This window comes from Olleya sp. HaHaR_3_96, assembly GCF_019278545.1.
Lineage (GTDB): Bacteria > Bacteroidota > Bacteroidia > Flavobacteriales > Flavobacteriaceae > Olleya.
In genome coordinates this window covers 2347555-2365650 of sequence record NZ_CP058987.1, presented here as the reverse complement: position 1 = coordinate 2365650, position 18096 = coordinate 2347555, and the positions used below count along the sequence as shown (strand labels likewise).

Below are 18096 nucleotides of genomic sequence, written 5' to 3'. Positions count from 1 at the left end.
TTTATTCAAATGTTAGCTTATTATATACCATACGACTATACTTTTTATTGTTCCTGTAATCCAATAAAGTAATAACCTTTTGTTTATCTATTATTGTAATACCCTTTTGTTGTTTTAAAATTAAGTTTTGTTGCATCACCAAGCGCGCTATAAAATAACATATAGTCGATTCTGCGCCTTGATTAAGGTTTACATTATTCTGTTCTAAACCATCATAACATCCTCCAATAATTGGGTTGTACATTATTTGTCCTAGTTGGTTTTTACCTAAAAACCAATTAAAAGCAAGCTCCATTTTTACTTTATAATGCTCTTTTTTAAAAGCTTTATAAAAGACATCTAATGCTTGTACTGTATAAGACACATCTATTGGTTGTTCTCCAAATTGATTAGCTATCTTTTCTTTATGATACCATCCATTATTAGAAATTGTTTTAAAATGGCCATTACTAAATATTTTGGAAAGTAAAAAATCAAAAGACTCTATTGCTATTTTCTTATACCTCTCTTTTTTTGTTAAAAGATAAGTATATAACATAGCTTCTGGTAGTATACTATTGGCATATGTCATATAATTTTCAAACCAATTCCAATCTTTTTTTGTAAAGACATCGTAATTAGTTATTAACTTTTTTGAAAGTTTTTCTATAATAGAAATCACATATTTTTCCTTAGTTGCGTTATAATAAAAATACAAGCCTTTAATTACAAAGCCTATCGATCTTGGAGATAATAAACCTGGAATCCATTGAGAGCATTTGAGTAAACAGATAGTCGCTTTACTAATTATGGCTTCTGGTAATTCTTTTTTTAATGAAATAACATAACCTAATGCCCAAACTGCACGTGCATTCGAATCATCAAGATTAACATAAGAATTTTGAATATGACTGTTATTATTTTGGTCTACATAATTAATAAAACTACCAGATATTTGCTGGCAACGTTCTATAAAATTTAAGTATATATTTATATAATATAAATCGTCTTTAGTATTATACATTTTGTAATGCATGCTCATACCTATTAAAGCACGTGCATTATCGTCTAATGTGTATCCTGTAGTAATATCTGGTTTACATATTTTACTAAATTGTATAATACCTAAATTAGTAGTTAATGCCTTTATATGAGATAGATTTATTGATGGATATTTATATTTAACATCACTAAATTGGGCTATATTTTTATTATAAGTATTGACATGTTTTACTGCAATATTTTCCCATGAAAACTCTCTAGTTTTTTGAAAAGCATTTATAGCCATAGATTTACGTAACTTATTATTAGTTATTAGCGTAATTACTGCTTTTGCTAGTTGATTTGAGTTTTCAATATCAATTAAAAATCCAGTATCTGGAGTTAATACTTCTTTAGTATGTGGTATAGATGTAGCAACTATTGGACATGCACAACTCATTGCATAAGCAAATGTGCCACTTACAGCTTGATTTGGATCTTTTGAAGTAAATAAATAAACATCTGTCGCTTTTAAATAATCTAATAAATGATTAATTTCTAAATAATTATTAATAAAAAGTACGTGATTATTTAGTTTATTATCAACTACCAATTGTTCTAAATAATCTCTATAATTATCGCCATTATTTTTAACCAGATTTGGATGTGTTTTTCCAATAATTAAGTATAATACATTTGGTGTATGCTTAATAATTTTAGGCAAGGCATGTAACGCTGTTTCAATACTTTTTCCAGGTCCTAACAATCCAAAAGTTGATAAAAGTGTACGGTTTTCTAAATTAAATTTTGGCTTTATTTCTGCTGGTTCGGCATAGTTTACAATATGAATTCCGTGAGGTATGTATGATATAATATTAACATCAATCTGATAATCGTTACTTAAAATTTCTTCAGATTGCTTGGTCATAACAATAATAGAGTTAGAATAAGACGCTAAGACTTGCACAAAAGATTTCAATTGATTGTCTGGGTTAGGTATAACACTATGAAATGTAAAAATGACAGGTTTGTTTAAAACTTCTAGAAAAAATAAAAGATAGCTCCCTAATTTCCCGCCAAACAAGCCAAATTCATGCTGTACATGCACAATTTTAATTGATGGTTCATTATTTATTTTTTTTGCAATATTAATGTAATCTTTTTTATCATTAGGGTTTAAGCTATAGTAACTATTACTAGATTTACTATTAACTGTTAGGTCACAAAATATGGGCTCTAAACTATCTCCAAAACCTTTTGTAATTGCGGCTACTAAATCTTTTGTAAAAGTCGCTATACCACATTCTGTTGGTGGAACTGTTGATACAAATACTATTTTATCTTTTGTTATTTTTTTCATTTTTGCTTTTTTTTAGTTCAGTTAAAAGTGTATTAATGTTTATTGATGCTACTGCAACACAACTATCTGCTGCACCATAGTAGATATAAAGTTCTTTGTTAAAAATTGCGGTTCCTGTAGGAAAAACAACATTAGCAACATAGCCTTCCTTCTCATAAGATTCTGTTGGAGAAAACAAGGGGTTTTTTAATCTAGCAATAACTTTATTTGGGTTTTCAAGATCTAATAGAGCTGCACAGGCATGATATGTATATTCTTTATGAGTTAATTGTGCAGAATGATAAATTAATAACCAACCATCTTTAGTTTCTATTGGTGGACAACCCGCTCCTATATGGCTATTCTCAAATTTATACTTTGGACTAAGCACAATATGTTTTTGAAGATTTGTGATATAATCTTCCCAAAATTCTTTTGTAAGCTCTTCTGGAGAATCAAAATATAAAATCTGAATAGAAGGATATAACCTATGTAAAACAGCAAATTTTTTATTGATTTTTTTAGAGAAAAACACAATGTTTTTATCCCATACATGAATTTTATTTTTAATTAAATTAGATAATTTATATCTATTAAAAAAGTTATAGAAAACTAAATGCATTCTATTTATTTTTTGAAAATTCTTTTTTATTAATTTAGAATATTCTTCAAAAGTAAGTCTAGGTGTAATTATGCCTTTTCTATTAAATGTTTTTAAATTTTTAGAAGTAGCAAAAGCACCAAAAACATTAGTGCCATCATAAGCCGAGTAAGATAAATAATAAGTATCCTCAATTTTTGAAATACGAGGATCCTCAACACCCTGAAATTCTTCAAGTGTTTCTGGATATAAAATAGGCGTTTTACTTCTTTCTACAACTTTTAAAGGGCCTTCTAATTTACAATACCCAATTGTAGAAAAATTACCATCTCTAACCGCACGATAAAAAACATGCACCTTATTTCCTTCTTGAATAATTGCAGGATTAAAAACACCTAAACTCTCAAAAGTATTACTTGTTTTTTCTAAAAGAATACCATGTTTGATCACTAAATCCATTATTTTTTTGTTAAAAATAAAATTTGAAAACAGCAACCACAATGACCTATATCATTTTGAAAATGAATACTTTATAATAAATTTACATTGTTCTAATAAATAGAAAAAAGTTTTACACCATTTACAAATGAAAAACATTAGCATCACAGAACAATTAGAAGATAAAGGAATAAGTAACAAGTTACTTTTGGAAGCGTTTCAAGATATCCCTGAAGCTTTTTTTTTATCAGAAACACTACATCCTTACTTTTATGAAGATGTCAGAATTGAAAAATCATTAGAAAAAACAGAACCTAGGGTTATTGTCGTTGCAAGAATGCTAGAACAATTAAAAATAAAAAAAGAAGACAAAATTTTAATTACAGGTGTAGATTCTATATATATTTTGGTGGTTTTGTCTAAAATATACAAAAATGTTTATAATATTGAAACCAATGAGACCTATGCCAATTGGGCTACAGAAGTATTAAAAGCTGTAGACATTAACAATGTGCATATAAAAACAGACAATCCAGAAATTGGATGGAAAGAAGAAGGCCCTTTTAATGCCATTTTAATAGCATCGGCATTTAAAGAAATACCAAACACAATAAAAAAACAACTAGCAATTGGAGCAAAATTGATTGCTCCTGTTGGACCAGATTGGGCTCATGTTTTATTAGAAGTTACTAAAAGAGTTTCAGAAAACGATTATGCTTCTAAAGCATTAAGAGACAATTACTATATCCCAAATCCTAAAATATTACCCAAAATAAGTAAAGAGACTTACACTGAAACTGAGATAATTGATGAAATAGGTATTAATTCTATTCCTTTCAAAACCATTAAAAAATTTCCTATGGATGGTTTATTAGAACGCATAGGAAATGCTAAAGTTGTTTTATTAGGCGAGGCATCTCATGGCACATCAGAATTTTATTTAACTAGACAAGAAATTACAAAAGCACTTATTGAAAAAAAAGGCTTTAATTTTGTGTGTGCTGAAGCAGATTGGTCTGATGCAGAACAAATTAATAATTATGTAAAAAATGAATACACAGCTCAAAACTGGCTACCTTTTGCTAGGTTTCCGGAATGGATGTGGAAAAACAAAGAGGTACTTGATTTTGTAGAATGGTTAAAAAAATATAATGCTAAACGTAATAACACTATAGGGTTTTATGGATTAGATTTATATGGGTTGGAAAACTCTATAGATTTAGTGATTAATTATTTACAAAAAATTGATCCTGAATTGGCCAAAATTGCAAAAAACAGATATGCTTGCATTACTCCATATATGTCCAACCCTACTGTTTATGGTAAATTAGTTACAACTAATACTTTAGAAAGTTGCGAAAAAGATGTTATTGACATGTTATTTGACTTATTAAAAAACAAAAACAAACTAAACCATACTAAAGAATATTTTTATGCCTACCAAAATGCAACAGTTGTTGTAGATACAGAACGTTACTATAAAGCAATGTATTATGGTAGTGCAGAATCTTGGAATTTGAGAGATTTTCATATGTTTTATACATTAAAATCTTTATTATCCTTTTTTGGAAAAGACTCTAAAACAGTTGTTTGGGCACACAACTCTCATATAGGAAATGCATTAGCGACAGAAATGTATGCAAGAGGCGAAATTAATATTGGCCATTTATGTAAAGAACATTTTGGTTCTAAATCGTACCACATTGGGTTTGGAACTAATACAGGAACCGTTGCTGCCTCTAAAAATTGGGGAGAAAAAATGAATAAAATGCCAATAAAAGATGCTGTAGATAACAGTTATGAAAACCTTTGTAATAAAACAAACGTCTCCAATTTTACACTTCCTTTAAGAGAAGAACATACTGAAAAAAAATTAAGAGACTTTTTAAGTGTACCTAGATTACAAAGAGCAATTGGTGTTGTATACAAGCCAGAAACAGAGCTAAGAAGCCACTATTACAAAAGTATATTACCTTATCAATTTGATGAGTATATCTGGTTTAATAAAACAAAAGCAATTACACCATTAGAAACTAAAACAGCAATAACCAAACTTATAGACATACATCCTTTTGGAAAATTAGATAAATAAAGTGCTAACTTTTTGTTGCTTTATTTAATAACACCTTAACCTCCATATCACCAACTTGATCAAAATTTTGATAAAACTGTCCAACAGCTCTAAAGTTTGATGGTGTAGACAAACAATAAACACTATCAATCAAATTTGTGTTTTGTAGTTTTTGTAAAGCACTTTTTGAAGCTACAGGTATGGCTACAATAATTTGTTTTGGGTTTTCATCATGCAGCATTTTTATCGTTGATAAAATAGTATTACCTGTTGCAATACCATCATCTACAATTATTACTATTTTGTCTTTTAAAGACATTGGTTTTTTATTCCCATAATAGTCACTATAGCGTTTAGTAAGTAATGCTCTAATTTTTTTTGTTTCTTCTTCTATATAATATGGAGAAATTTCTAAAGCGGCTTCGCTTAAAACTTGGCTTTTTAATGTTACTGCACCAATAGCAAATTCTTTATGGAAAGGATGACCTATTTTTTTAGAAAGCACGACTTCTAAAGGTAATTTAAGTTTATTTGCAATAACGTACCCTAAAGGAACGCCTCCTCTTGGAATAGCTAATATTACAGCATTTTTGCCTTTAAATTCTTCTAACCTATAAGCTAATTGATTGCCAGCTTCCACTCTATCTTTAAAAATCATAGTAATTATTTTAAATATGTATTAAACCAATTGCTTGTTAATTTTGCTACTGTATCCAACTTACCAGGTTCAGAAAATAAATGCGTAGCCCCTTCAATTAGTTCTAGTTTTTTTATCCAACGAAGATTAGCGTATGCTATTTGATTTAACGCTATCACATCACCGTCGTTTCCTCCTACAATTAATAGTGTTGGTACTTTAATAGCATCTAAAATAGGTTGTGCCAAATCTGGTCGTCCGCCTCTAGAAACTATTGCTCCTATTTTCTCCCCTAATGCTACTGCTGCAAATAACGCAGATGCGGCACCTGTACTTGCTCCAAAAAAACCTATAGGCATACTATACATTGCTTCTTGTTTTATTACCCAATGTGTTACTAATATTAGTCGTTCCGTAAGTAATTCTATATTAAACCTATTGTCGTAAATTAAATCTTCTTCCTCGGTTAATAGATCAAATAATAATGACGAAAAACCATCTTGCTGTAATAAATCTGCAACATAATTATTTCTACTACTTAGTCTACTACTACCACTACCATGAGAAAAGATTATAAACCCCTTTTTACTTTCGGCACTGCGTAAACGCCCTTTTAAAACAATTCCCTTTATTGGAATATTTATAGCTTTATAATCCATAATATCTGTATTTAATTATCTTCTTTTATTACATAAGTGTTAATTTTAACATCTAAATCAATCTATAGTTTAGCCATTATTAACATACGATTACATAATATTTGAAGTACTATATTCCTGTCTTTTGGAAGTTGAATGGATAAAAACAGAATAAGAGTAACAATTAAAAAGATCGGAAAATTTAAGAAATGAGTCATTTTTATATTTTTAAATTCATAATTTCTAAATTATAAATAATTACATTTTTTTGAAATGACCTGTGTCATAACAACTCAAAGTAACAAGATAAATAGTATCACACCGCTTTTATGTTATAATCAAAATCTAAAATAATGACAGATATCATATTGTATATCAACACCTAAGCGTAACTTTAACAAAGTAACTAATCCCCTAAACTTAATACTATGAAAAAAATATTAATAATTGAAGACAATATACATGTTAGAGAAAATACTGCAGAGATACTTGAATTAGCAAATTATATGGTAACGACTGCCGAAAACGGTAGAATAGGAATTGATAAAGCAAAAAAAGAAAAACCAGACCTCATACTTTGCGATATTATGATGCCTGAACTTAATGGTTATGATGTACTAGATGTTTTAAGTAAACAACACGATACAGGCTCTATTCCTTTCGTTTTTTTAACAGCGAAAACAGAAAAATCTGATATCCGAAAAGGTATGAATTTAGGAGCGGATGATTATCTAACCAAACCTTTTAATGAACCAGAATTATTAGAAGCCATACAATGTCGGTTAAACAAAAATGCCTTTTTAAAAAAGGAATTTTCTAAAAACATTGAGGGATTTAACGAATTTATTGATGATGCATCAGAATACCTCAACCTAGAAAGTCTTACAAAAAATTATAACCTAATGCTGTATAAAAAAAAGGAATCCATTTTTATGCAAGGTAATGCGGCACATAACTTATACTTTGTACAAAATGGTACAATAAAAACATTTCGAACAACCGAGTCTGGTAAAAATTTTGTCACTGGACTTTATGGTAAGGGAGATTTTATTGGACAACTATCGTTACTAAATACTAACGGTACTTATGTGGAAGCAGCAACTGTTTTGGAAGACACTGAAATATACGAAATCCCAAAAGAGGATTTTATAAAGCTGCTATATAGTAACAAAACTGTTTCCAATAAATTTATTAGCATGATTTCCAATAATCTTATAGAAGCGCAAGATAAACTAATGAATATGGCATTTACGCCAGTACGTCAAAGGGCTGCAAAAGCATTATTAGCATTATCTGACAAGGGTATTTTAATTGATAAGGAAACTCCAGGTATACATATTGCAAGAGAAGATTTTGCAGGAATAATAGGAACCGCTACAGAAACAGCTATTAGAATGTTATCAGAATTTAAAGAAGAAGGTTTAATATCTATTGGAAACGGACGAAGTATTATAATTGAAAATAAAGATAGATTGATACAACTCTCTAATTTCACTGGTTAACTATAGCCTCCAATTTTGCTGGTATACTACAAAAATCACTCCTTTTTTAACTTAATATCAATAATTTCACCTTGTCTTAAGATAGTAATAGGTATCATGTCTCCGATTGTAAAATATTCAATTTTTTTATTAATTAGACTTCTAAAATTTAAAGTATCAATAGTAATACCAGCAAAATTTAAAATAATATCACCTCCAATTATAAGGTTTACGCCATCAATGGTTGCCTCAATAGCACCTCCTCTAAGCCCCATTTTATTGGCAGCTCCTTTAGAGGATACTGTTAAAACTAACAACCCCGATTTTTGCGGAATATTAAGTGCTCTAGCAATGTTTCCTGTTATTATTACAGCGCTCATTCCTGTCCAAATATTAGAGGTTTTCATTAAAACTTTAGCTGTGTTTGAAGACACCGCAAAACCAATCCCATTAAAACCTTCTGACGGACTATACATACTACTAATAAGCCCCACAATTTCACCTTTCATATTAAATAATGGGCCTCCAGAATTACCATGATTTATTGCTGCATCTGTTTGAAGATATTCAATATTTACAAAATCACTACTTAAACTATCAGGAGTGTGTCTTCCGCTTACAATACCTTTAGATATGGATTGCTTAAGTCCATATGGAGCACCTACCACAAAAATATCTTCTCCAATTTTTAAAGTATCAGAATTACCTATAATTGCAGGTTTTTTTTCTTTCAAATCAAAATCTTGTTTAATTTTAATTATTGCGACATCAGCTAATGGGTTTGAAGATATAACTTCGGCTTCATAAATATCTCCATCTAAAAATTCTACACTAACTAATTCTGCTGTTTGTACTATATGAGATGCTGTCCAAATTAACCCATCTTCAGAAATTAAAACACCTGACCCTTGAGAAGATTTAATTAATAATGACATATTACTATCTACTGCTTTGGGAGCTACACTTACAATATGCACTACCACAACTGATGATTTAACTTGGGTATATAGATCTGGCAAACTTTGAGAAGCAACGACACTTGATATTAACAAGCAAAAAATAATAGTATATCTTTTCATTTTAGTCATATTTTATAAAAAAGTTTTATAAATAGAAACGGGAAGCCGAAGCATCCCGTTTCCTTTGAAATGACCAATTTTATTTGTCCCTTTAACTAACTTAACTAGAATTCTATTTCTAGAACAATAGCATAAATCAATTTTTAGTATCAACAATTTCAATCATTCCTATTGGTTGCATTTGCTTTACAGCTTTTGTCAACCTATATTTTTAAAAAGAAAACCAGAACACCTGAGTGTTCTAGTTTTCTAGAAGGTATAACGGCTTCTTTATAACCACTTATAGTATTAAAGCACATACTTATTACTAAGCCAACACAATAAAACAAGGTGTGCAAAGATATTTGATACCTTCAAAATTTTAACATATCACTACATTAAAATCTATACTAAGTTTTTTTAAGAACGTGAGTTATATTTAATATATTATAAAGATAAAATAAATAACTCTTGTATAAAATGACCTAAGTCAGTTATGCTATTTTTTTTATTTAAAATAAAAACTGGAAGCCGAAGCTTCCAGTCTTCTAATGAGAAATCAATACTTTTAATCTAAAAATAATAGTAATTGTATAGTTCCTGTTAGGAAATCATAAATCAAAACAAATTAATTGTAGTAAAAGCATGACCCTCATCCCTGAAAATTGATTAATAGCATATCATTATTTTTAAGTTGACTAATGTCTACTTAATCCTATTGACAATGCTAAGATATACTAAAGTATTAATGTCCGCACTGACCCAAGTCAGTTGTACCATATTAATATTGATAAATAATCTACTTTCAACCAAAATTTAATTTCTAACCAAAAGTTTTTCAGCTCTATTAATGTTTTCTATGCCTTGCAATAGTGCATCAGGGTTAAAAGAAATACTATTAATACCTTCTTTAACTAAAAAAGTAGCATATGCTTCAAAATCACTCGGTGCTTGACCACAAAGTCCAATTTTAGTTCCTGTTTTTTTAGCAGATTGTATTGCCAATGAAATCATTTTTTTAGCTGCTTCATCATTTTCATCAAAAAGGGTACCCATTAATTCTGAATCTCTATCAATACCTAAGGTAAGTTGCGTTAAATCATTAGAACCAATAGAAAACCCATCAAAAATGGCAGCAAATTTATCTGCTAAAATCACATTACTAGGTATTTCAATCATAGTATAAACTTCTAAATTATTTTCACCTTGCTTTAAACCGTTATTAGCCATACTATTTAATACTTTTTTCCCCTCCTCTATAGTTCTACAAAAAGGCACCATTACTTTTAGATTAGTAAGCCCCATTTGTTCTCGTACAATTTTTATGGCTTTACACTCTAGTGCAAAACCATATTTATAAGCTTCACTGTAATATCTAGATGCTCCTCTGAAACCTAACATTGGGTTTTCTTCAGAAGGCTCAAAATCCTTTCCTCCAATAAGGTTTGCGTATTCATTTGTTTTAAAATCACTTAATCTTACTATAACCTCTTTTGGATAAAAAGCTGCTGCTATCGTTGCGATACCCTCTGATAATTTTTCTGTGAAATAATCTTCCTTATTACGATAACCCTGCGTCATTTCAACAATTTTTTTCTTTTCAGAAGTCTCTAATATACTATCAAAGCTGACTAATGCCATAGGATGAATTTTAACTAAATGCGTTATTATAAACTCCATGCGCAATAAACCTACCCCATTATTAGGATAAAAGGATAACTGAAAAGCGCTTTCTGGATCAGCAAGTATCAATTTCACTTCTGTTTTTGGCATTTTAATGTTAGAGAAATCTATTTCTTTTTCTTTAAATTGAAGTGCTCCTTTATAGATATAACCGGTTTGTCCTTGAGCACAACTTAATGTTATTATTTCGCCATCTGTAATACTTTCTGTTGCATTACCGCACCCTACAATTGCAGGCACACCCAATTCTCTTGCAACGATTGCGGCATGACTTGTCCGGCCTCCTTTATTGGTTATAATTCCTCCTACTTGTTTTAATACAGGGTCCCAATCTGGTGTTATCGTATCTGTAATGATAATAGTCTCTTTATCAAGGTGCTCTACATTTTTTGGGGATTTTAACAAAATAGCTTTACCAACTCTTATTTTAGAGCCTATCGCATTCCCTTTTAATAAAACTGTACCATTTTCTAATAATTTATATTCTTTAAACGTGTTTTTATTCTGAATTTGATGTACTGTTTCGGGACGTGCTTGTGTAATATACAATTGGTTTGTAATACCGTCTTTGGCCCATTCAATATCCATAGGTTTTTTGTAATGTTCCTCTATTATTTTAGCCCAATTTGCTAGTTGTATAATTTCAGGATCTGATAAAACAAACTGTAGCTGTTTCCTTTTTGCGGTCTTACTATTTAAGGTCGCAATTTTTTCTTGACCTTGCGCATAAACCATTGTTAACTTTTTATCTCCTAATATTTTTTTTATAATTGGGTTTTTAGCCTTTGACAAGTTGGGTTTAAAAATATAATACTCATCAGGATTTACTACGCCTTGCACAATATTTTCTCCCAAACCCCAAACACCAGAAAGCAATATCAAATTCTCAAAACCAGATTCTGGCTCTATAGTAAAACCAACTCCAGAACATCCTTTGTCAGAACGCACCATAAGTTGTATACCAACAGATAATGCTATAGTATCATGCTTAAACCCTTTATCTTCTCGATACTTAATAGCACGATTGGTGTATAACGATGCAAAGCACTCTTGTACAGCTTCTAGTAATACTTTCTCTCCATTTATGTTTAAAAAAGTATCGTGTTGACCAGCAAAACTGGCCTCTGGTAAATCTTCGGCAGTTGCACTGCTTCTTACTGCAACTGCCTTTACACTATTGTCACAAAGTCGTAAATAAGTATTTATTATTTCTTCAGCAAAAACAGGCGATAATGTCCCTTCTAAAATTAAATTACGTGCTTGTTTACCAATTGCTTCTAAGTTAGAAAATTGTGTTCTATCTAGTTTTAGCAATAAATCTTGTAAAGGTTTCTCAATTTTATTGTCTTGTAAAAATTCCCAAAAAGCAAATGCAGTAGTTGCAAAACCATTTGGTACTTGTATTCCTTTTAAAGTTAACTTAGTATACATTTCTCCTAAAGATGCATTTTTCCCACCAACAGTAACAACATCCTTTATACTAATTGTATTAAACTTTCTTATACGCACAGCCATCTTATTAATTTTATAATTTATGAAACTAAAGTAGGTTTGTTACCTTACAATACAAATGACTTGAGTCACCCTTAAATAAGTTTATTTTTTTTCACAATTGACCTAGGTCATTTCTTTGGTTTAGCATTAAAACTATATTTACTAGATATAAACCAAAAAAAGGAAAAATTATGTCTGTATTAAAAGTAATTGAAGTTTTAGGCAACTCTACTATAAGTTTTGAAGATGCTGTTAAAAACGTAATAAATGAAGCATCAAAGTCTGTTAAAAACATTAAATCTGTTTATGTTAAAGACATGCAGGTTACTGTAAAAAATAATGAAATATCAGAGTACAGAGTAAACACAAAAGTCTGTTTTGGTATCATGGATAGTCATTAATTTTGATTATTTAATAATTAAATTAGAGGAGTTTTCTCTAAAAAAGATAATATAATGTCACTGCTTATCTTTTTTGAAAGCTCTTCTTTTTTTTATAAAAAACAAAGTATTAACGCAATACTAGTTTTAATTTTCTCTGCGCATTACTAATATCCTTTGCTTTTAGATCAAAATCTATCCAAAGGTTGCTTTTTGTTTCTAATCTTTTAAAAATTGAATTGATAGTAAATTTTTGTGCATTTAATGTTTTATCATTTAACTCTTCCCAATCTAAAGGAGTTGCTATTGGTGCATTTTCTAAAGCTCTTATAGCATATGGAGAGACACTTGTTTGTGAGTAGGAGTTTCTTATATAATCAATATAAAGTCGTCCTTCTCGCTTTGCTTTTCTTGTAGTTATAGTGCATATTTTTGGATATTTATTACTAATATATTCTGCTATCCTTTTTGCAAATTCGTGGACCTGATCAAATTTTTTATTTGTCACTATTGGAATTGCAATATGCAGTCCTTTTGACCCAGAAGTCATTACAAAAGTTATTAGTCCCAATTCTTCTTCTAAAAACACTCGTAAAATTTTAGCTACTTTTATGGCTAATTCAAAGTCTCCTTTTGGAGGATCCAAGTCAAAAATAATTTTATCTGGATATTCAATTTTATCAATCCGACTTAAAGCAATATGAAAAGTTAACACGTATTGATTTACAAGATAAAGTAAGGTTTCTTTTGTATTACAAACAACATGTCTAACCCAGCCTCCTTCTTTTTTAATTATTACAGTTTCAATCCATTCTGGAAAATAATCTGATGCATTCTTTTGAAAAAAACCAGTCTCACTAATTCCTCTGGGAAAACGCTGCATTGTAAGTGGCCTATTTTGCAAGAATGGCAAAATATGTGGCGCTATATTTTTATAATACTCCATTACATCTTGTTTGATTATTCCTGATTTTGGAAACAACAATTTATCTTGGTGTGTTACTGCAATATTGGATGTTTTAGTATTCATGATATTATAATTATTAAGGCTAAAAAACCCTGACTTAAAAATTTAAATCAGGGCAATTTTTTAAACATGATTAAGAAAAATATTATGCATATTTAGAATAATATTGCACTTTAAGTTCATTTTTTACATCATAAACTCCTGGAGCATTATATGCCGCTATTTCAGCATCTTCTTTTTCTTTAATAGAATGCACTTTACCATGTAAAGTTACTTTATGACCTTGAGTATCTATTATAATGCCATCTGCATCAAGAGTTGCCATTCTCTGAAAAGCTTTAGATATGCGTTCTTTTACGTCTTTAGGCTTTATATTGTTTTTTAATTTAATAGAATTACTTACTCCTTTAACACCTAATAAATTTTTAATCGCATTTTTAGCTGCATTTTTTTGATAAGACCATTGCACTTCACCTGATAAATACACCCAACCATTTTCTACCTTTATGGAAATATCATCTTCTGACACTGAAGAGTTCCAATCGAAAGTCTCCACTACAACTTTAGCAATTTCTTTGTCCGTTTTTTTATAATTAACCCCATAAACAACCTCTATATCCTCTGCAACAGCTTTTACACCTTCTACATTTTTTACGGCTTTTTCTGCCGCCAATTTTTTAGAGTTATTATCTACTACTCCGCTAAGCGTTACTACTCCTTTTTCTACAATAACACCTATTTGTGTCTCATCGATATTTGGCTGCCATGCTAATTCGTCTAAAACATCTTCCTTGATTTCTGCATCTGTTTTCATACTATTTGTGATTTTAATTGAACAATTGTATTAATTAGTTTCAAATGTACAGATATCATAAGTCACTGTAAATGACCTACATCAGCATCGTTAACTTTAACATTTATAGACAACAATAATATTGTAAACTATTTTTTTATTAATGACCAAAGTCATTTCATCTATGTTAATCTAAGTGCATCTTTACTGTAATATTAATAATCCACCTTTTTTATACAGAAAGAAATAAAAAAGTAAATCAATTAAAAATATGGTCTCTACATCTCAATCAAATAAGAAAAGGTTAACTACAATTACTAGCAAATCCCCTGACCTTATAATGCTAAAAAAAGCAACAGATCAAAAGTCTTTTAATCAAATATTACTAGAAACTCTTCCAAAAGTAAAAAAGCATATAAAACGTAGATTAGATTCTGTAATGCATAAAGGACATTTTTCTCGTGGAAAATATAAAGTAGAAGATTTTACAGACACCCTTTTTATAGAAGTCTATAATAATATAACTGCATTTAAAAATGTAGATCATTTTTATATTTGGCTTTTTAAAAAAACCAACCAATTATTAGAGGAAGCTATTTTAGAAGAAGAGTTTGACGAATTATTTATTACAAATATTGATGATTTCTCAAATTTAGAATGGCTTGCAATGGTAGAGAAGTTTAGTGTTGAAGCTGATGGAGATTTAATTATGACAGAAGATTTGGATGATGTTTCATACCATAATAGCAAATATATTTTAAATCATGTATTTGTTGAGGATAATGAACAAGAATTAATTAAAAACTTAGATAAAGCGTTAGAAAAGGAAAAAATTAACAGGCACATAAATTTGCTTTTGCACAACTTACCAGATCGTCTTCAAACAGTTTTTGAGCTTTTTACTAAACAATCGTTTACACTAGAAGAAATTGCTGTGATTTTAAAAAGCAATGTTAAAGAAGTAGAGCAATTACTTAATAAAGCTAGAAAATCTATATCTAGAAGTCTATTTAATAAATTTTCAAAAGAAACAAAAACAAATTAAAATAAAACTATTATGCCTTTAGAAACTATAAACCCAAAGCATAAATTACTGCTTAATGCAGGATTGGATGTCTTACATTACGAGAATAAAGAATGGTTAAATACCATACGGTTTTGGAAAGATGAAGTTAATTTTTTTGAGAATTTATTAAATAAAAAAAATATCAGAAACAAATAAACAAGACTTTCTAAAAATGCTTAAATGCCTAGACAAAATACATACAAATCTATTTGAAGATATTGAAGATGATATTATTGCACACGAAAAATTATTATCTAGAATAAAAAAAGCAGAAAAAGGATTATCAGATAATCTATATAGAGAGGAACATAGAAAGATTTCAAACAGAATAGACACATTTAAAACAGACTTTTATAAGTTAAAAAATCGTGTTTGATTTTACTAAAAATTTTTAAATAGAAATAAGTCGTCATTATGAAAATTTCAATTTACAAAACACATTTAGAACACCTGTTGTAATTGATAACTTTTTAGATTTTTATTACAGTTCTAAAATGTGCTTTTAGCAGGAGACCTATTAAATAAGGTATTAACATCTAATCAAGTATGACGCAGTATTAAATGCTATAAAAGTGGCTTCTTCATATGAAATTGATGTTAGATAGCATTTTAAGATAGTCTTTAGTCAAAGAAACTGAATTATTTAAAGATTGTAAACGCTCTAAAATGGGTTATGCTTTGGTCCTATTAAATGCAGATATGAAAGTGTCTTTAGTGGAAAAATGGTAGATCATGGTACTAGAAAACGTTCTAGGCTAATTACTTCATTTTTTGTGGTAAAGTAAGATAAAATGTTGAACCATGATTTAATTTACTTTCAAAAGCAATGGCACCGTGTAATACATCTACATAATGTTTTACAATACTTAAACCTAATCCTGTCCCTTGAATATTTGCTACATTTTTTGCTCTAAAAAATTTACCAAATAGATTATTTTGATCCTCTTCCGGGATACCTATTCCCCTATCTTTAAAATTAATTTGTACTCTATTATTTTTTACTTTAATATTTATTAAAACATCTACTTCAGAATATTTTATAGCATTAGTAATTAGATTTAAAAAAATATTTCTCAAAATTTTCTTATCTGACACCATCATAGAATCACCAATATGTTGATAATTTAAGCGCTGGTTTTTCTTTAATGAGAACTCCAACTCTTTTAAAATATCTTCAGTAAAAATTTTTAAATCAAAAGCTTCTTTAGTTATAGTAACTATCCCTCGTTCTAATCTATCCATAGACAGAAAATCTTCTAGAATACTAGTAAGCTGTCCCACTGCTCCTTTTATGCGCTCTATATGTCGTTTTTGTTTTGGATATTCTTTAAGATCATTATATTTTTCAATTAAAATTGTAGAAGATAATACACTTGTTAATGGCGTACGAAACTCATGAGATGCCATAGAGACAAATGCTGTTTTCATTTCATTTACCATTTTTTCCTTATGTAAAGCCTCTGTTAGTTTTTGAGTTCTTTGCTCTACAATAGCTTCTAGATCTTGTGTATATCGCTCTTTACGTAACTCTGCTTTTTTTCGTTCTGTAATGTTTTCTCCAGCGACCAAAGTTCCTAAAAACAGTCCATTTTTATCCAATAAAGCAACGTTAGTCCATGACATGATAAGCATTTCTCCCGTTTTACTTCGCAATTTACTTTCAAAATTTGTTGGTATGACCTTTTCCTCTTCTAAATTATTTAAAATATTTGTATTACTTAAATTGTTATTTAGATCGCAAATAAAATCTTGAAACCAAGATCTTCCTATAATTTCTTGAGAAGTACAATCTATCAAATTACATCCTTTTTGATTAATCATTTCAACCTTATTATGGGCATCTAACAACAAAAAAACGACAGGAGCTAAATCTAAATACTGTTGTATTTTCTCTTTTTCTTTTTGCAATGCGTCGTGTTGCTGTAATACAATTTCTGCTTCTTTAATAGTCGTTACATCTTGAAAAGAAATTCTACATAAATCTTCCTTTAAATTTCTATTAGAGGTAATAGCCCCTTGTAATAATGCTGTAAAAGACCTCTTGTTTTTATGCTTCATTTCAAGCTCAAACCCATCAAGTTTACCTGTTTTAAAGGCCTCTTGTAATTTTATAAATAAAATATTAGAATCTCCACTAGACATATAAGCCGATAGAGATTCGCCTTTAATTAGCGCTCTTTCTATACCTAAAAGATCACAAGCGGTAAGATTTATATTGACTATAATTCCTTTATTATTTAAGATTAAATAACCTATTGGTGCAAAATCAAACAAATCTGTATATTGATCCCGTATAATCTCTAAACGCTGCTGAGCTTCTCTAAGCTCTTCATTTTGCATTTCCAGCTCTATTTGATGCACCTCTAATTCATGAAGCAATGTCTTAGCTTTTTCCATACTAATGCCCTTAAGCAACCCTAAAGTTTTTGTAACTCTGGCTTCTGCCCTTTTTCTTAATTGCTCATAAATAGACTTTTCTAGCGCCATTAC

Annotated in this window: 15 protein-coding genes; 6 read left to right on the top strand and 9 right to left on the bottom strand. The window is 29.4% G+C overall.

Annotated elements, in window-relative coordinates; genetic code table 11:
- Position 1: 1 nt before the first annotated feature.
- Together H0I26_RS10395 and H0I26_RS10390 are read right to left on the bottom strand one after the other, a co-directional pair.
- Entirely contained in the window at positions 2-2320 is a 2319-nt protein-coding gene (locus tag H0I26_RS10395) for a glycosyltransferase (RefSeq protein ID WP_218698152.1), read from the bottom strand.
- On the bottom strand, positions 2298-3359 hold the full coding sequence (locus H0I26_RS10390) for a pesticidal protein Cry7Aa (RefSeq protein WP_218698150.1): 1062 nt from the start codon (positions 3357-3359) through the stop codon (positions 2298-2300). The genes H0I26_RS10395 and H0I26_RS10390 overlap by 23 nt, the downstream gene beginning before the upstream one ends.
- Positions 3360-3486: 127 nt before the next feature.
- Here H0I26_RS10390 and H0I26_RS10385 point away from each other — a divergent pair, with 127 nt between their 5' ends.
- A complete protein-coding gene (locus tag H0I26_RS10385) occupies positions 3487-5430 on the top strand; it encodes an erythromycin esterase family protein (RefSeq protein WP_218698148.1) in 1944 nt (647 codons plus the stop codon).
- Positions 5431-5434: 4 nt separating this feature from the next.
- Here the strand turns inward: H0I26_RS10385 and H0I26_RS10380 are convergent, their stop codons facing one another.
- Together H0I26_RS10380 and H0I26_RS10375 are read right to left on the bottom strand one after the other, a co-directional pair.
- Positions 5435-6067: a phosphoribosyltransferase gene (locus H0I26_RS10380; protein ID WP_256935109.1), complete on the bottom strand. Its 633-nt coding sequence runs from the start codon at positions 6065-6067 to the stop codon at positions 5435-5437.
- Positions 6068-6072: 5 nt separating this feature from the next.
- Positions 6073-6705 carry a dienelactone hydrolase family protein gene (locus H0I26_RS10375; protein WP_218698146.1) on the bottom strand — a complete coding sequence of 211 codons (633 nt, stop codon included), beginning with the start codon at positions 6703-6705 and terminating at the stop codon, positions 6073-6075.
- A gap of 407 nt (positions 6706-7112) precedes the next feature.
- On the opposite strand from H0I26_RS10375, the gene H0I26_RS10370 reads away from it, so the two are divergent.
- Positions 7113-8186 (top strand): response regulator, encoded by a 1074-nt coding sequence (locus H0I26_RS10370; protein WP_218698144.1) that lies wholly within the window; start codon positions 7113-7115, stop codon positions 8184-8186.
- Positions 8187-8221: 35 nt separating this feature from the next.
- On the opposite strand, the gene H0I26_RS10365 is transcribed toward H0I26_RS10370, so the two are convergent.
- Positions 8222-9244: a S1C family serine protease gene (locus H0I26_RS10365; RefSeq protein ID WP_218698143.1), complete on the bottom strand. Its 1023-nt coding sequence runs from the start codon at positions 9242-9244 to the stop codon at positions 8222-8224.
- A 795-nt stretch (positions 9245-10039) separates the two neighbouring features.
- The gene (gene ppsA, locus H0I26_RS10360) at positions 10040-12421 is read right to left on the bottom strand and encodes a phosphoenolpyruvate synthase (protein WP_218698141.1); all 2382 of its coding nucleotides are present in this window, start codon (positions 12419-12421) and stop codon (positions 10040-10042) included.
- Between the two features lie 170 nt (positions 12422-12591).
- Here ppsA and H0I26_RS10355 point away from each other — a divergent pair, with 170 nt between their 5' ends.
- Positions 12592-12801 (top strand): dodecin family protein, encoded by a 210-nt coding sequence (locus H0I26_RS10355; RefSeq protein ID WP_218698139.1) that lies wholly within the window; start codon positions 12592-12594, stop codon positions 12799-12801.
- A 109-nt stretch (positions 12802-12910) separates the two neighbouring features.
- Here H0I26_RS10355 and ligD read toward each other — a convergent pair whose 3' ends face one another.
- Together ligD and H0I26_RS10345 are read right to left on the bottom strand one after the other, a co-directional pair.
- The gene (ligD, locus tag H0I26_RS10350; protein WP_218698138.1) at positions 12911-13810 is read right to left on the bottom strand and encodes a non-homologous end-joining DNA ligase; all 900 of its coding nucleotides are present in this window, start codon (positions 13808-13810) and stop codon (positions 12911-12913) included.
- Between the two features lie 82 nt (positions 13811-13892).
- Complete coding sequence (locus H0I26_RS10345) at positions 13893-14561, bottom strand: BON domain-containing protein (RefSeq protein WP_218698136.1); 669 nt, start codon at positions 14559-14561, stop codon at positions 13893-13895.
- 319 nt (positions 14562-14880) lie between these two features.
- Here H0I26_RS10345 and H0I26_RS10340 point away from each other — a divergent pair, with 319 nt between their 5' ends.
- From H0I26_RS10340 to H0I26_RS10330, 3 genes are read left to right on the top strand one after another with little or no spacing between them, the layout of a single operon-like run.
- The gene (locus tag H0I26_RS10340) at positions 14881-15585 is read left to right on the top strand and encodes an RNA polymerase sigma factor (protein WP_218698129.1); all 705 of its coding nucleotides are present in this window, start codon (positions 14881-14883) and stop codon (positions 15583-15585) included.
- 12 nt (positions 15586-15597) lie between these two features.
- Positions 15598-15762 (top strand): hypothetical protein, encoded by a 165-nt coding sequence (locus tag H0I26_RS10335; RefSeq protein WP_218698127.1) that lies wholly within the window; start codon positions 15598-15600, stop codon positions 15760-15762.
- A gap of 16 nt (positions 15763-15778) precedes the next feature.
- Entirely contained in the window at positions 15779-15982 is a 204-nt protein-coding gene (locus H0I26_RS10330) for a hypothetical protein (protein WP_218698126.1), read from the top strand.
- 383 nt (positions 15983-16365) lie between these two features.
- On the opposite strand, the gene H0I26_RS10325 is transcribed toward H0I26_RS10330, so the two are convergent.
- A complete protein-coding gene (locus H0I26_RS10325) occupies positions 16366-18093 on the bottom strand; it encodes a PAS domain-containing sensor histidine kinase (RefSeq protein ID WP_218698124.1) in 1728 nt (575 codons plus the stop codon).
- Positions 18094-18096: the final 3 nt, after the last annotated feature.

Coding starts and splice junctions, on each gene's coding strand:
- H0I26_RS10395 (WP_218698152.1), bottom strand. CDS start 2,320: ATGAAAAAAATAACAAAAGATAAAATAGTATTTGTATCAACAGTTCCA.
- H0I26_RS10390 (WP_218698150.1), bottom strand. CDS start 3,359: ATGGATTTAGTGATCAAACATGGTATTCTTTTAGAAAAAACAAGTAAT.
- H0I26_RS10385 (WP_218698148.1), top strand. CDS start 3,487: ATGAAAAACATTAGCATCACAGAACAATTAGAAGATAAAGGAATAAGT.
- H0I26_RS10380 (WP_256935109.1), bottom strand. CDS start 6,067: ATGATTTTTAAAGATAGAGTGGAAGCTGGCAATCAATTAGCTTATAGG.
- H0I26_RS10375 (WP_218698146.1), bottom strand. CDS start 6,705: ATGGATTATAAAGCTATAAATATTCCAATAAAGGGAATTGTTTTAAAA.
- H0I26_RS10370 (WP_218698144.1), top strand. CDS start 7,113: ATGAAAAAAATATTAATAATTGAAGACAATATACATGTTAGAGAAAAT.
- H0I26_RS10365 (WP_218698143.1), bottom strand. CDS start 9,244: ATGAAAAGATATACTATTATTTTTTGCTTGTTAATATCAAGTGTCGTT.
- ppsA (WP_218698141.1), bottom strand. CDS start 12,421: ATGGCTGTGCGTATAAGAAAGTTTAATACAATTAGTATAAAGGATGTT.
- H0I26_RS10355 (WP_218698139.1), top strand. CDS start 12,592: ATGTCTGTATTAAAAGTAATTGAAGTTTTAGGCAACTCTACTATAAGT.
- ligD (WP_218698138.1), bottom strand. CDS start 13,810: ATGAATACTAAAACATCCAATATTGCAGTAACACACCAAGATAAATTG.
- H0I26_RS10345 (WP_218698136.1), bottom strand. CDS start 14,561: ATGAAAACAGATGCAGAAATCAAGGAAGATGTTTTAGACGAATTAGCA.
- H0I26_RS10340 (WP_218698129.1), top strand. CDS start 14,881: ATGCTAAAAAAAGCAACAGATCAAAAGTCTTTTAATCAAATATTACTA.
- H0I26_RS10335 (WP_218698127.1), top strand. CDS start 15,598: ATGCCTTTAGAAACTATAAACCCAAAGCATAAATTACTGCTTAATGCA.
- H0I26_RS10330 (WP_218698126.1), top strand. CDS start 15,779: ATGCTTAAATGCCTAGACAAAATACATACAAATCTATTTGAAGATATT.
- H0I26_RS10325 (WP_218698124.1), bottom strand. CDS start 18,093: ATGGCGCTAGAAAAGTCTATTTATGAGCAATTAAGAAAAAGGGCAGAA.